Genomic DNA, 15,771 nt, shown 5'->3' on the forward strand with positions numbered 1-15,771 from the left:
GCTAAAACCCGCTTCCCTGCCACAGCCTAAGCTAAATCAACGTACTTGTTGCAAGTGTCCATAAAGCTTGGCGTAAAGGCCGCCATCGGCGATCAGCTGCTGGTGGTCGCCATCTTCGGCAATGTGCCCGCCATCAAACACTAATACCCGGTCCGCCTGTTTTACCGCCGACAGACGGTGGGCGATGATCAGTGTAGTACGGCCACTGAGAAACCGCGCCAGCGCCTGATGCAAGTTATATTCGGTGGCGGCGTCCAGAGCCGAGGTGGCTTCATCGAGGATCACCACTTTGGGCTCGGCCAGCACCATCCGCGCAATCGCCAGGCGTTGGCGCTGGCCGCCGGAGAAACGCACCCCGGAACGCCCCACCACACTGTCCAACCCCTGAGGCAGGGCCCTGACGGTGGCGTCCAGCTGGGCGATTTCCAGCGCCTGCCAGCAAGCCTGGTCACTGCGTTCGCGGCCCATGGTCAGGTTGGCGCGCACCGTGTCGTTGAACAGCGCCGGGTGCTGCAACACCACCGCGACGTGCTCGCGGATGGTCTCCAAGCCAATCGCCTGCTGGGTCGCGCCGCCAAAACAGATGGAGCCGGCCTGGGGCGTATAAAGCCCCAGCAGCAGTTGCACCAACGTACTTTTGCCGCCGCCGCTGGCGCCGACGATGGCGACTTTCTCACCAGGCGCGATGCTCAGGTTCAACTGATCGAGCACCAACTCTTCGCCGTAACCGAAATCCAGCCCGCGCACTTCGATGCCGACGGTGTCGTGCCCGCTGAACGGGTCTTCGCCGCCGACATACTGCGGTTCATCGGCACGCGCCAAAAGTTCATTGATGCGCGTCAGCGCACCGCCCGCTGCGTAATAGGCGTATTGCAGGTTCAGCAATTGCTCCACCGGGCCGATCATGAACCACAGGTAGCTGAACACCGCGAGCATCTGGCCGATGGACAGGTCGGAAAACAGCACGGTAAGCATCGCCGCCGCACGGAAGATGTCGATGCCGAACTGGAACAGCAACCCGCTGGCGCGGCTGGAGGCGTCGGTTTTCCATTGCGAGTGGATGGCGTAGTCGCGCACTTCCTGGGCGCGCTGGCCGAGCCGCCCTAGAAAGAAGCCCTGGCGGTTGCCGGCGCGTACCTCCTGGATGGCGTCGAGGGTTTCGGTCAGGGCCTGGGTGAAACGCGAGGTGCTGTCGTTTTCGAGTTTCTTCAGGTGTTTGACGCGCTTGCCCAATTGCACCGTGGCGTAGATCACCAGCGGGTTGAACAGCAGGATCAGCAGCGCCAGTTGCCAGTGCATCCACATCAGGATCGCCGAGGTGCCGACCAGCGTCAGCATCGCCACCAGGAAACGGCTCAGGGTTTCGCCAACGAATTTGTCCAGCGTGTCCAGGTCGGTGACCAGGTGCGTGGTCACCGTGCCGCTGCCCAGGCTTTCGTATTCGCCCAGGGAGATGCGTTTGAGCCGTTCGATCAGGCGCACGCGAATACGGTACACGATGTCCTTGGCCAACCGTGCGAACAGCCGCGCCTGCACCACGTTGAACAGCAGCGCGCCGCAGCGCAGCAGCAAGGTCACCAGCAGCATCAGGCCAATGTAGCCGGCGGCTTTCTGCCAACCCAGGGGCAGCGCGTGGTTCATCACCTTGAGCGCGGCATCGCCACGGCCCAGCAGGACTTCGTCCACCAGTAACGGCAACAGCAAAGGGATGGGCACGCTGCACAGGGTCGCCAGCACGGCGACACCATTGGCGATCCACAGGGATTTCTTGTGACGCAGGGCCAGGCGGCGAATTTCCGCCCAGGTCAGTCGGTCGGTGCGCTTGGGCTGCTCGGGCGTGGCGGGCTGGTCATGCACAGGCGCCTCGCTTCAGCCATCGGGCCAGCAAGGGCGACAACTCGGACAGCGGCTGATAACCATTGGTCAGCAGCGCTAACTGGCCGTCGCGCTCGGCCAGCAGCGTCGGGAAACCGGCGATGCCCAAATCCTGCACCCAGGTAAAATCGGCGGCCGTGGCGGCGTGTTGCTCGGCGCGATCGAACTCGCCGGCAAACTCGATACGCGGGATGCCGGCCTGTTCGGCCAGCTCCACCAACACCTTGGCCAGGGTCACGTCGCGGCCTTCGACATAGAACGCCTGCTGGATCAGCCCCAACAGCTTCCATGCGCAATCCGGCGCCAGGCTACGCGCGGTGACGATGGCGCGGCACGCAGGCTCCGTGTCATAGACAAAGCCATCGGGCAGCGCCCCTTCGCGCTTGAACGGCTGGCCGGTGGCGTCGGTGACGGCTTGCCAGTGTTCGAGAATATAGCGCCGCGTGGTCGGTTCCAGCGCCGCGCCGCTGCCGGTGCGCAAGCCGCCCACCACCAGATGTACGTCGACGCCGGCCACTTGGGCCTGCTCTACCAGGGCCTGCGCCACCGGGGCAAAGCCCCAGCACCAGGAACACATCGGGTCCATTACGTAGAGCAGGCGCGCGGACATGGCTCAGGCCTCGGAAGGGGTTTGCTTGTAGTTGTAGCCAATCGGGTGCGGCATGTTGCGGGCCTTGGCCAGCTCAATCTGCTTTTGCCGGTCGATCGCGCTGCGACGGGTTTTCTCCGGCAGCTTATCCCAGCAGTGCGGGCAACTGATGCCGGCCACATAGTGTTCGGATGCGCGGTCGGAGACACTGACCGGTGTACGACAGGCATGACATTGATCGTAGTCGCCTTCGCTCAAGTCGTGGCGCACGGTCACGCGGTTATCGAACACAAAGCAATCGCCCTGCCACTTGGTTTCTTCCTGCGGCACCTCTTCGAGGTACTTCAGGATGCCGCCCTTGAGGTGGTACACCTCATCGAAGCCTTCGCTGAGCATGTAGCTCGAGGCTTTCTCGCACCGAATGCCGCCGGTGCAGAACATCGCGACCTTCTTGTGCTTGGCCGGGTCGAAGTGGGCTTTGATGTAGTCAGGAAATTCGCGAAAACTGGTGGTTTTCGGGTCGATCGCGCCTTCAAAGGTGCCGATGGACACTTCGTAGTCATTGCGGGTGTCGATCAACAACACTTCCGGATCGCTGATCAGCGCGTTCCAGTCCTTGGGATCGACATAAGTGCCGACCTGCTTGTTGGGGTCGACGCCTTCGACGCCCAGGGTCACGATCTCTTTCTTGAGCTTGACCTTGGTGCGGTAGAACGGCTGCTCGTCGCAGTACGACTCTTTGTGGTCGAGGTCGACCATGCGCGGGTCGGTCTTCAACCAGGCGATCAGGCCATCGATGCCTTCGCGGCTGCCGGAAACGGTGCCGTTGATGCCTTCTTCGGCGATCAGCAGGGTGCCTTTGATGCCGTTGTCGACCATCGCCTGCAACAGGGGCTCGCGCAAGGCAACGTAATCTTCGAGGGTGACGAACTTATACAGTGCCGCCACGACAATCGGTTGAGTCATGGGTGTTCTCTCCAGGTGGCTACCCTCGTAAAGGGTGAACCGGATGCAAAAAAACGCGGGCCAGGCCGCGCGGCGCGCATTCTAGCAAAACCCCGGCGGCGCCGCATCGACACTCAGTCGCCGATATTTCCTCGACACCCGCGCGGCATTGGCCGACCTCGGCCGTAAAACCTGCGTGATAGCGTCAGGCGTTGCCCATTGGATCCACTGGTGGGCTCACTGGAAGATCGTTGTCATGCACACTCTAAGCAGTCCTCTGTTGGCCAGACTGCTGGAACGGCCCGCCCCTCCAGGCGAGGGGAAGGTCGACTTCAGCACGGCCCTGCATCAACTCGGCGTTACCAGCGTCTTTGACATTGTGCGCCTGCCCCGCGCCGACTTCATCCGGCAACTGGGCCGCGTCAACGATGACGATGGCGCCCAGGCCTACGACACCGCGCTGGCCTACGCCACCCAGCTGCAATGGCTGTACGAGCTGCAGCCGACCGACGCGCCGCCCGCACGCAGCAAGCGCGAGCTGGACGCGAGCGGGTCATCCCTGCTGGCTGAAGACTGGGCCAATGCCTGCGCGCCCGATGCGCTCGCCGCGCTCGATTCGCCGGTGGCTTATCTGCGCACGCTGTACCTGTTCGCGCGGCAGCTGGAACAGAACGGCGTGGGCACCTGCGATAAAGTCCTGCTGAGCCAACGTCGCCCGGATCTGGAAGCACTGGTGATCGACCACGACAGCACCTTCACCCAGCGCCCCCTGCTGACGCTGGTCGATGACATGCTGCGCAAACACATCAAATACCACCATCCGCGCCAGAAGCTGTATCGCCTGCTCAGTACCCAGCACTACCCCCTGACGCTGCCGTATCACCATCACCACTACCAATGCCGCCTCGGGCTGGACGGCACCCGGCACCGCGTGGGCGAATTGAATTACCGCATCAGCAAACGGCTACCGTTCGATGCCGCCGGCAGCGCGCAATATGGCTGGGTGCAGACGCACAACCCCGATGTGCAATGCCTGTTAAGCGACCTGAACCCCGGACTACAAACGCTCCTGCTGCAACCGCCCCTTGAAGCCGGCACGTTGTTTCAAACCTGCTTCGGCCTGGCTGGCGCACCGCAGACCCTGCAAGCGCTGCTCGACGCCACTGCCCTGAATACCGCCCAGTTGCACGCGTTGCTGGCAGAGGAACGTTTCGCCCCCCATGCCTCCCCCTCGGTCAAAGATATGCCGTTGCCCCTTTACGGGGCTCGCTACGTCAACGGCACCGATGAGTCGCCGATGACAGTGGCGAGTAATAACGCGCAGTTGCTCAATATCACGGATGAGCGCTTCGACCGCCTGCAGCGCATGATTCGCCTGCAACACGGGGTCGATTTGCCATTTGCCGAACTGGATACCTTGATCGTCAGCGCCATGGCCTGTGAACGGCCGATCAACGCCGACCTGCGTATCAGCCACGGCACCCTGCGTGCGCTGGGAGTGTTTCGCTACCTCAATCGCCGCTATGCACTGACGCCCCTGGCATTCAGCGCCTGGCTTGATCGCGTGCCGTTGCAGGCCAGCGCCACTGCGCAGCCGTTGTTCGACCAGGTGTTCAATCCCACACCGGTAGGCAGCCAACCCCTGCCGCTGGACGACCAGGTGTTGGATAGGCCGACCCGCCAGCGCCTGTGCGCCGCGCTCGAACTCACCGACACGCCGAACTCGTTGCACCTGCTGATCGACGCCTGCCCCACCCCGGTGCTGCGTAACCTGGCGACCTACTCGGCGCTGTATCGGCAGGCACACATCGCGCGCACCTTCGGCCTGTCGGTGCAGCACTGCCGACAGTTGGCCGACCTGCTCGGCCCTGCGACGTGGAGCCACTTGACCGCCCCGACCTTGCGCAGCGGGGAACGTGTTGCCGCAGACTTTCTCGACGGGCTTATGCAACTGGATTGGGCCGTCACTTGGCTCAAGGACAGCCACACCAGCGTCCCCCAATTGCGCCAGCGTCTGTTGCTGGAGCCGGTCAGCGAGAACCCGGCCCTGGCGCGCTGGGTCGATTTGCTGCGTCACCCCCCCTATGAACTGCCGTCGGCCTGGCAACTGGCGCCGTTGCCGCAGCCGGCTACCGCCGACAACCTGCCCCCCATCGAATGGGCCGGCGTGCTCGCCCAGGCGTTCGGAGCGTCAGCGGACCTGTCCCAACCTCGACAACCCTCGCTTGCCCTGGACCAGGCGATTGCGGCCTTGAGCCTGAGCCCGGTGCCCGCCCAGGACGCAGTCCTCAAACAGCAAGCCAAGGATCGACTGACGCCCTGGCTGCAACGCATCGCGGACAAAGGCCAACGCGTGTGCATCCAGCAGTTCCTGGATACCCCGGTGCCGACGCCCTACAGCAAGGAGCTCACGCTTTACTACAACCAGTTCCTCAACAGCGCAAAAACCCCGCCCGCGCTCAAGCACCTGATCCTGCTGGCGCCGGATGTCACCACACTGCTGGCCTTGCCGATGAACGACACGTCATTGCGTCAACTGCTGCTCAACCCCCATTGGCTGGACCGCGCGCTGGCGCCGTCGACCCTGCTCGAACTGAACCTGGGCACTCTGTATTTATTGCAGCGCTTCAAGGCGTGCTGCGACACCTGGGGCCTGACCCAGGACGAGCTTCTGGACTTCTTTCGGCGCGCCAACGGCAATGGCGCGCAGCCACTCGACACACAACTGAGCCACTGGCTGGGCTGGAGCGAAACAGAACTGCGGGTGCTCACCGATACCTTGCCCACCGGGCGTGTCACGGCCATGGATCAGTTGGATTGGATCCTGCGCTGCCACCAAGCGTGCGCCGCCACGCGCCTGCCCTGCCAGGCCCTGCTGGACGCAAGCCACCTGAGCCTCTCCAGCGACTTCAGCCAATGGAAGGCCCTCGGCGAAGCGGTCATTGCCGCGCGCCACTAAGGGCCGCTTCCCACCCGGACTCAAGGAACGACTATGTCTGAGCCCCTCGAACACCGTCTCAACGAAGCCCGCCGCGATGCCATGCTCGGCTTCTACCTGGCGCATTGCATCAGCGCCCCGTTGAAAACCACCCTGCGTACCCCAGAGGATCTGTACGACTATTGGCTGCTGGATGTGCAGGTCAGCCAGGCCGTGCCGAGCAGCCCGGTGGCCAGTGCGATCACCAGCCTGCAGCACTACATCAACCGCATCCTGGGCGGGCTGGAACCGGGCTACGAAACACAGGGCCCGTTGCCTGACGAAGCGCGCGCTTGGCAAGACAGCCTGCGCACCTACCCGCTGTGGAGCGCCAGTCAGCAACTGCGTTACCAGCCCCACCACTTCCTCGACCCCACGCTGCGCGAGGACAAGAGCGCCAGCTTCGAGCAACTGGAAAACGACCTCAACCAGCACCGGCTGCAACCGGCCACGGTGCAAAGCGCCGTGCAAGGTTACCTGGCACGGTTCGAACACATCGCGCGCTTACAGACCCTCAACGGCTACATCGATGGCGACGTGCGACAACTGGACACCAGCACCTATTACTTTGTCGGCAAGTCGGTCAGCGACGACCTGTATTACTGGCGCTCGCTGGACCTGTCCAAGCGCTCCAATGCCAACCCCAGGGCGCCCGCGCCTCGGGCATGGAGCGATTGGAAGCCGATCAACCTGACGTTTTCCGCCGACACTCCGGCCCACAGTGTGCGGCCGGTGCTGTTCAATCAGCGCCTGTTTATCGTATGGGCCGAGTGCATCAAACCGGCGCCGTATCACGCCGTGCACGGCCCGGTAAACGACAATGGCGAAGACGAGGACGACGATGATAAACAGCGCCACGCCGAATGGCTCAACAGCCGCTTCGTGAAGTTGCGCCTGTGTTTTTCCTATCAAAAACGCGACGGCAGTTGGAACCTTCCCCAGGTGGGCCTGGAGGAACATTGCGTCACACGCGGGATCAATGCGCTCACCCCCGAACAACTCAAGCGCATCACCCAAACCATTGCGGTGGTCGACAGTCGCAGCCCCCAAAGTCTGTTCCTGGGTATACGCGCCAACACGTTGAACCATGGCGGCGAACAGCCGGGGGAGTTCTTCCAAGCCATCAGTGTCGATCAGGCACTGGACGTCAAGGTGGTGGCGTCCGCCGGCAGCCCGGGGCGTTACAAGATCGTTCCGGGCTCGGCCGTTGCGTTGGAAACCATCCGTCTGCTGGAGGCTTACGAGTCCACGCAGAACACACCGTTGCAGACCGCCCTGCTCGGAGGGCTCGACGAAGCCAATGTGTTTTCCAGCGCCTTGCTGCCGCCGTTCGCCCACCGTTACTTCGGGTTGTTCTTCGATATCAACAAAGACAGCCTGCAATTCAAGGCCAGCCTGACGGATGACTACACCGAGCCCGTGCTGACCCTGACACCAGAAGGCTCGCCCCAAGCCCCCTTGAAAACCTGGGATTTCGAAGCCAGAAGCCAGGACATCCTCGACGCCGACAGCATCAGCACCACGTTCGACCCGATCACCAACGAAGTAGTATTCACCTCGAAAACCGCCAAGCGCTTTTTGCAGACCTACAAGGTCACCCTCAAAACCCGGCATGCCGAAGCGAGCATTACCTTGGTCACCGAGTCAGCCATGCACGATTCGGCCATGGCCGATGTCGAGTTGAGCGAGGGCTCGGCCATCATCCTGGACAGCACGATCGTCTCGGACGTCGACGTCACGCACTACGCGATGTTTTTCAAAAACCCCAAGACCGGCAAGACCTTCGCCAATGCCATCTATGACAAAGGCAGCCTGTTGCTCACCCTGACGGGCCAAGCGAAGGCCGCTCAGGATTGGCGCGCCGGGCAAGACGGGACCAAGAACATCACCGAGTATTCGCTGGAAGGCAAATTCATCGCCAAGAATGCCTTCCTGCATTTATATGCCCATGCGCAGGACAACGTGCTGGCAATCCTCGACCGCTACAGTGACTACGGCCTGCCGGGCGATCAATCCTCCAGCAAAAAACTGCACTTCGTGAATGACTTGCGATTGGTGTACAGCAGCGCGTCGATGCCCATCCGGCTTTATCGCCACGTCATCATGCAGTCCCGGCTCAAGGACCGGCCCACCCCGCACGCGATCAGCAACAACACTGCGCAGATCCTTAACTTCACCGACAGCGAACACGAAAGCCTGGCCGGCTCGGCACCGGAGTTGCCGGTCGGGCACGTCACGACCACACGGATCAAACTGCCCAGTGGGCAACCGTCCTCGGCGGTCACGGTGATCCACGGCGTGATTACCCTGGAGAGCCAAGAGGATGGCGCACGGGTGCTGGGGTATGCGCTCAAGGCCGTCACCTGCACCCTCAGCCACTCCCTGAGCGTTACCCAACCGGCCCGTTCCCCGCGGATCAGCTCCCTGCGCGAGGAAAGCGGGGAGCGCCTCGAAGTCCTCGACTTTTCCGCGAGCCTCAAACCGTCGCTGCCGGCGATCCCACTGAACAGCCGCCTCGCCAGCCAACTGTTCAAGACCGCCACGGCCGCGCTTGATCCGCCGCTTGCCTGTGGTTTCACAGCGGTTGACGGGGTTGCAGCGCAATCGGCGGACTTCCACGGAGCGCACGGCCAGTACCTGCGGGAGCTGTTGATCTACGTGCCGTGGACCATCGCCCATCAGCTCAACCGGCAACAGCAATACGCCGAAGCAGAACGTTGGCTGCACGGGCTATACAACCCTCGCCAGCCGCATACCGGCACACTGAGCGCGCTGACAGCCGCCCCTGTGGAGCTGAGTTACGCCTGCATGCAGCCCGAGCAGCCCCATGAGCTGGCCCTGAGTTTTCCGCGTTACCTGCGCAAGGCATTGCATTTGCTCAATGTGGATATCCTGATCAACCGCGGCGACGCGGCCTATCGTCAGTTAAGCCCCGACAGCCTGGCCGAAGCCAAGCTCTGGTACCGCCAGGCGCAGCACCTGCTGGGCACGCGCCCGACGCTGACCCGCGCCGATACTTGGACCCCGCGCGCCCTCGGTGACCTGGCCAGTACCGCAGCGCTGGCCATACGCGCGCTGGAGCACCGCCCGGAGTACTTGCGCTCGTTGTCGCGCCAGTGTGTCACCTTCGGCCAGCGCGCCTGGCTTATGGACAGCCCCTACCTGCAACGTCCTTTAAGCCCGCAACAGGTGGCGCGTTGGGACACTCTGGACGCGCGCCTGCACGGCTTGCGCACCCACTTGGACATCACCGGCAAGCCGTTGCGCCCGTCGTTGTTCGCCGCGCCTTTAGCGCCTGCCGCGCTGCTCGCGCGGGCGGCGCACAGTGCCATGGGTGGCGCCGAGGCACCTTTGACGACGCGCCCGGAAGTCGGCCACTACCGCTTCCAGGTCATAGCCGGGCACGCCATGAATGCGGTCGACAGCCTGGCGCAGTTCGGCGCCACGCTGCTGGCGCTGATCGAACGCAAAGAGCAGGCGCACCTGCTCGACGTGCAACAACAGCAGGCTTGGGAGCTGGCCAGCCTGGTGGTGACCCAGCATACCCAGGCGCTGGCGATCGACGAAAAAAACCGCCAAGCCTTGCTGCACAGCCGTGCGGTGATCAAGGGGCGCCTGGACTTCCTGACCCAACGGCTCAACGAAGGCATCAGCGCCGGTGAAATCGCCGCCGGCCAGCAGTACCTCGAAAGCGCCGCCTGGGAGCGCAAAGTGGCCATCGCCGGCATGGGCGCCGGTGCCGCCATGCTGGCGCCGAACATTTTCGGCACCGCCTTTGGCGGCATGCGTTTTGAGGGATTGTTTCAAGGCTATCAGGCGTTCGCCCAGGGCGAGGCCAACGCTGCCCGCGCCAACGCCAACGAGCTGGAGCGCACCGAGCAGTTCAACCGGCGCGCCCAGGACTGGGCCCATGCCGAGCAACAAGCGCGCCTGGAACTGGCGCAGATCGACGCCTTGCTGCATACCCAGGCCGAACAGGAAAAAGCCACCCGCCTGCACCTGCGCAGTGCCCAGACGGCCCTGGCCCAGGCCCAGTCGACCTATCAACTGCTGAGCACCCGCACCGCCCGGGCCCAGCTGTATGAGTGGCTCAATACACAGTTGGGCACTTTCTATTACGCCCTGCATGACAGCGCCCAATCACTGTGCCTGGCCGCCGAAGCGTGCTGGCAGTACGAAACCGCCGAACAGCGCACGTTCTTTTCAGCAGACAGTTGGCGCCAGGCCCACCACGGCTTGCTGAGCGCCGAAGCCTTGAAGTTGAACCTGCTGCGCATGAATGCGGCGTACCTGCAACATACGCCGAGGGAGCTGGAGATCAGCAAAACCGTGTCGCTGCGCCATCGCCTGATCGAGTGCGGGGTGATGGTCCCGCAGTTAAGCCCGAACACCTTGCCCACCAAGACCTGGGCCGATCACAAAGCCGCGCTGGTGCAGCACGGCACCTTGTGTTTCGAGCTGACCAGAGCGTTGTTCGATGAGGATTACCCCGGCCACACCTTGCGCCGCATCAAGCAGGTCAGCCTGTCATTGCCCGGCACCCTGGGGCCCTACGAGGACATCAAGGCCACCCTGACCCAAACCCGCAACGAAGTGGATAGCGCCAGTGGCGGCCCGCGTACCGAATGGCGCGCGCGCCAGCAGATCGCGTTGTCGCGGGGGCTGGACGACAACGGCCAGTTCAGCCTCGACTTCGATAACGACCCGCGCTACCTGCCGTTCGAATACACCGGTGCCGTGTCCTCCTGGCGCCTGGATTTTCCCCATCCGCAACGCCAAAAAAACCTGCTGGAATCGATCACCGACATCATTGTGCATGTGCGCTACACCACCCGACCTGCGAGGAGCGACGCATGAGTACCCCCGCTAATCCATCGCCTATCCAACTGCCGACGCTGCCCAACAGCGGCACACCACCAGGCGCCGCCAAGGGCTGGGCGCCTGTCGGCGCCGACGGTGTCGCGCGCCTGGAGATCGCGCTGCCGATCAGCCCCGGTCGCGGCTACGCACCGGCACTCGCCCTCACCTACCGTAGCAACGCCGGCAACAGTGCGTTCGGCTTCGGTTGGGACGTCAACGTCGCGGCCGTGACCCGTTGCACCCGGCGTGCCGTGCCGAGTTATACCGAGGCCGACACCCTGCTGGGGCCGGACGCCCAGGCATGGATGCCCGAGTGCGACGCCAACGGCACGCCGGTGCAGACCCAGCGCGACACCTTCAATCAACAGGCGCTGGGCACGACTTACACCGTTACCCGCCACTTCCCCAGGGTGGAAAGCGACTTCGCGCGCATCGAACATTGGCACTCGGCCCTCGACCCCGCCGGCTTCTGGCGGGTGCAGGCCAGCGACGGCACCCAGCACCTGTACGGCAAAACCCTCGCGGCGCGCATTGCCGACCCCGAACACCCCACGCATGTGGCGCAATGGCTGCTGGAGGAAAGCCTCAATGCGCACGGCGAACATATCGGCTATCGCTATCAGGCCGAAACCGATACCCGCACATTCCCCCATGACAGCCGAGCCCAGCGCTATCTGTACAGTGTGTATTACGGCAATGTCAGCGCCCGGGAAAAAGCCACGCCGTACCTGTTCAAGACCGACGACCTCTCGCGCCAAGCCTGGCACTTTCATCTGATATTCGACTATGGGCAGCGCAGCGCCGCTTTCGACCAGGTGCCTACCTATGCGCCGACCACTGACTGGGCCGTGCGCCAGGACCCGTTTTCCCGCTACGCCTACGGTTTTGAACAGCGCACGTTGCGCCTGTGTCGACAAATCCTGATGTTTCACGCGTTCCCCGACGAGCCGGGCATGGGGCCCGACCCAGTGTTGGTCAAACGCCTGCTGCTCGAACATCACGTCGGCCGCAATGGCTTGACCCAGCTGATGGCCACCCACGAGCAGGCGGTGGATGCCCACGGCACGCTCAGCTATCAACCGCCCCAGGAATACCTGTACCAGAGCGTCGCATTGAAGCTGGACAGCACACGTTATCGACCGTTTGAGGCGTTCCCCGGCCATGGATACCAGTTGCTCGACCTCTACGGCGAAGGCGTGCCGGGGTTGGTATACCGCACTGACCACGCCTGGTATTACCGCGCGCCCGTGCGGGCCGTGGACGCCGCCGACGCCGATGCCGTCGGTTACGGCCCGGCCCAGACGTTGCCGGTCAAACCGGAAATCGGGCCGTCGCGCCCGCGCGTCCAGGCGTTGCTGGATGTGGATGGCGACGGCCGCCCGGAGTGGGTTACGGCGCAACCGGGCATGCGCGGTTTTTTCCGACTTGACCCACACCCGGACGAAGCGCGTTTTATCCCTTTCGAGGCATTGCCCGTGGAGTTGCTGCACCGCGACGCGGTGTTCGCCGACTTGATGGGCAGCGGCTTGGCCGACCTGGCGTTGGTGGGTCCGCGCAGCGTGCGCCTATATGCCCATCAACAAGCTAAGGGCTTTGCCGCCGGCATCGAGGTGGCGCATGTGGTCGAGGACGATGACTTGCCTTCATTGAGCCCATCACCCAGCGATTGGGTGGGCTTCAGCGATGTGCTCGGCAGCGGTCAGCCGCACCTGGTGCGCATCCGCCACGACGAGATCAAGTGCTGGCCCAACCTGGGCCGTGGCCGCTTCGGCAAGGGCCGGGTGCTGGCCACGCTGCCGTTCCGGCATAGCGCGTTCAACCCGGCCAATGTGTTGCTCGCCGACTTGGACGGCTGCGGCGCCAGCGACCTGCTGTACCTGACCCCCGATGCCGTGCGCATTTACCTTAACCGAAGCGGCAATGGGTTCGCCGCCACGCCGTTGCTGTTGCCCTGGCCTGCCGGGGTGCAGCACGACGAACGCTGTCAGGTCAGCCTGGCGGATGTACGCGGGCAGGGTTTTGTCAGCCTGGTCATCAGCGTCATGCACCCGCGTCCGCGTCACTGGATCTACGACTTTTTCGACGCCAAACCGGGACTGCTGCGTTATACGTGCAATAACCTGGGCACGGTGGCCCAGGTGAGATACCGCAGCAGCGCCCAGGAATGGCTGGACGAGAAAAAGGAGCTTAAGGACGCCGGAACGCGTCCCGTCAGTCGGTTGCCGTTCACTTTGGACGTGGTCAAACAGCACATGCAGCACGACGAGATCACCGGTAACACGCTGACACAGCACTTGAGCTATCGACAGGCGTATTACGCCGCCGACGAACGTGCATTCCACGGCTTCGGCCTAGTGCTGCAGCGGGACAGCGACCTCCCCGTCGGCGGTTTGCTGAGCAAGCGCTGGTTCCACACCGGCCAGGCGCTCGACATGCCCCGCGACGGCTACAGCACCCACGACCCTGACGAAATCACCCTGGGCCCGACCTTACTCGGGCAGCCCACCACGCCCAACACGGCGCAGCCCACCGACCACCGAGACCGCCTGATCACGGCCCCCACGCTCCAGGAACGGCGCGAGGCCGCCTATGCGCTCAGGGGCCTGCCACTGCGGGAGGAACTGTTTGCGCTGGATGCCGCCGACGGCGTGCCGTTTTCCGTGCAGCAGCATCGCTATCTGGTGCGCCGCTTGGCCCCCGCACACGGCGCACAGCCCTGGGCACGGCTGCTGCCGCTGAGGCTGGAGAACGTGGAGTGCCGCTACGAACAGGTGCGCGACGATCCGGTGTGCCAACACCAACTCAACCTGCGCTGGGACGCCTATGGTTGCCCGGTGCACAGCGTCACGGTGCACCACGCGCGGCGAAAAACCGCCGACGACACGCCGCCGGCACACCTCACCGATCCCCACGCCCAACAATGGTGGCGGGATACCCACGACAGCGCGCAACAGCGTTATTACCTGAGCGAAACCCTGAGCCAGTGGATTCATCACGATCAACCGGATCAATGGCGCCTGGCCCTGCCCTATCGCCATCGCACCAATACCTGGACTTTGCCCAAGGGCGAAGCGGCGCACGGCCTCACGGATGCGGCCGTGCGCTATGAACGCTTTATCGACCGCCACAGCGGGCCGCTGGGGCCGCAAGCACCGCGTGAACTCAGTGGCTTGTCGGTACAGCACTACCGCGAGCCGGGCGGCAAGGGCAAAACCCTCGCGCCGGGGGTCGCCACGTTCCAAGCCCTCAGCGACTACCTGGAAACCGCCGAACTCGATCCCCAAGCCCTGGCTGCGTACAGACAGATCCCCAGCCTGCCGGGCCAGCCGACTTGGGACACCGACAGCCAATTGCAGGACCTGGGCTACCAGCCCATGGCGGTGTTTTTTTTCGCCAACGCGGCGGAACAAAGTGCGCCACCGCGCCTGTGGTCGGTACGCCGGCAGTTCCCCCGCTACCTGAGTGCCAAGCGCTTTTACCGCCTGCGCAGTTGGCGCCTGACCGAGGATGCGGGTGAAACCACGCTGGATTACGACCCATATTGGTGTCACGTCAACCAGATCACCCAAGCAGACGGTTGCGTGACCCAGGCCACTTACGATTACCGCCTGCTGCTGCCGGTCAAGGTGGTGGACCCCAACGGCACACAGCAGGAGGTGCGCTATGACGGCTTCGCGCGGGTAATGGTCAGCAGTATTCACGGACAGGAGGCTGGCAAAGCTGTGGGCTTTGCGTCGTTGTCCTCCCTCGGCCATACGCAGGCGCTGCCGATGGCCCAGGTGATTCAAAAGCCCGAGACCTTACTCGGCGGCGCCGCCAGTGCCTGGGTGTATGCGCCATTCAGTTGGATGGGCACCGTTGCCCAGGCCGACCTGCGCCCATCATGGGTGAGCCAGAACTACCTGCTGCCGGGCGGGCAGATCCGCGCCACCGCCCGGCTGCGTCTGAAAAAGATCGGCGCGGCCGCCAGTCAGGAACAGCAGGCCCTGTACCGCTTGATCAACCAGGCGCAGCGCGAGCCGGTGCATTGCCTGATGCTGCAGGCCGATCGTTACCCCGACGACCAAGCCAGGCAGATTCACCAACGGCTGACCCATTGGGACGGCTGGGGTCGCGCACTACAAAGCAAACAGAAGACCGAGCCCGGCCTTGCCCACGCCGTGGCGGCGGACGGCACATTGATCGCGGAAAACCAGCGCCTCCAGCAGGTCAGCGCCGATCCGCGCTGGCGCGTCAGTGAACGGGTCGAATACAACCCGCGAGGTTTGCCCATCCGCGTATACCGGCCGTATTTCGCCGACCGGCCTGGTTTTATCGACGACGCGTCACTGCGCAGCTTCGGCGTATGCGACCAGCACGTCTACGATGCAACAGGCCGCCTGGTGCGCACGCTCAACGCCAACGGTTCGCTCACGCGCAGCAGCTATTGGGCCTGGTACACGGTCAGCGAGGATGAAAACGACACCGCCGAGCCGTGAGCCGCGCGGCTGCCAGGGGACCGGACAAGTCCTTGGCAGCCACGCCT

At 63.7% G+C, this 15,771-nt stretch carries 6 protein-coding genes; 3 read left to right on the forward strand and 3 right to left on the reverse strand.

All coding sequences use genetic code 11. From position 1 onward, the window contains the following. Positions 1–36: 36 nt before the first annotated feature. The 3 genes from YA0848_RS23765 to trhO are packed head-to-tail and all read right to left on the reverse strand — an operon-like array spanning position 37 to position 3,430. Positions 37–1,857 carry an ABC transporter ATP-binding protein gene (locus YA0848_RS23765; RefSeq protein ID WP_169902378.1) on the reverse strand — a complete coding sequence of 607 codons (1,821 nt, stop codon included), beginning with the start codon at positions 1,855–1,857 and terminating at the stop codon, positions 37–39. Further along, positions 1,850–2,485: a DsbA family protein gene (locus tag YA0848_RS23770; protein WP_034099292.1), complete on the reverse strand. Its 636-nt coding sequence runs from the start codon at positions 2,483–2,485 to the stop codon at positions 1,850–1,852. The genes YA0848_RS23765 and YA0848_RS23770 overlap by 8 nt, the downstream gene beginning before the upstream one ends. 3 nt (positions 2,486–2,488) lie before the next feature. Continuing rightward, entirely contained in the window at positions 2,489–3,430 is a 942-nt protein-coding gene (gene trhO / locus YA0848_RS23775) for an oxygen-dependent tRNA uridine(34) hydroxylase TrhO (protein WP_034099294.1), read from the reverse strand. A 235-nt stretch (positions 3,431–3,665) separates the two neighbouring features. Between trhO and YA0848_RS23780 the strand changes: the two genes are divergently transcribed. Genes YA0848_RS23780 through YA0848_RS23790 form a run of 3 tightly spaced genes read left to right on the forward strand, consistent with a single transcriptional unit; the run spans position 3,666 to position 15,724 of the window. Then, the gene (locus YA0848_RS23780) at positions 3,666–6,368 is read left to right on the forward strand and encodes a Tc toxin subunit A (protein ID WP_232925169.1); all 2,703 of its coding nucleotides are present in this window, start codon (positions 3,666–3,668) and stop codon (positions 6,366–6,368) included. A gap of 33 nt (positions 6,369–6,401) precedes the next feature. Further along, positions 6,402–11,243, forward strand: coding sequence for a neuraminidase-like domain-containing protein (locus tag YA0848_RS23785; protein WP_169902379.1), 4,842 nt, complete (start codon positions 6,402–6,404; stop codon positions 11,241–11,243). Then, positions 11,240–15,724 (forward strand): SpvB/TcaC N-terminal domain-containing protein, encoded by a 4,485-nt coding sequence (locus YA0848_RS23790; RefSeq protein ID WP_184315676.1) that lies wholly within the window; start codon positions 11,240–11,242, stop codon positions 15,722–15,724. The genes YA0848_RS23785 and YA0848_RS23790 overlap by 4 nt, the downstream gene beginning before the upstream one ends. The last annotated feature ends 47 nt before the right edge of the window (positions 15,725–15,771 follow it).

It is taken from the genome of Pseudomonas sp. S4_EA_1b (assembly GCF_016307435.1).
GTDB classification, from domain to species: Bacteria; Pseudomonadota; Gammaproteobacteria; order Pseudomonadales; family Pseudomonadaceae; genus Aquipseudomonas; species Aquipseudomonas rhodesiae.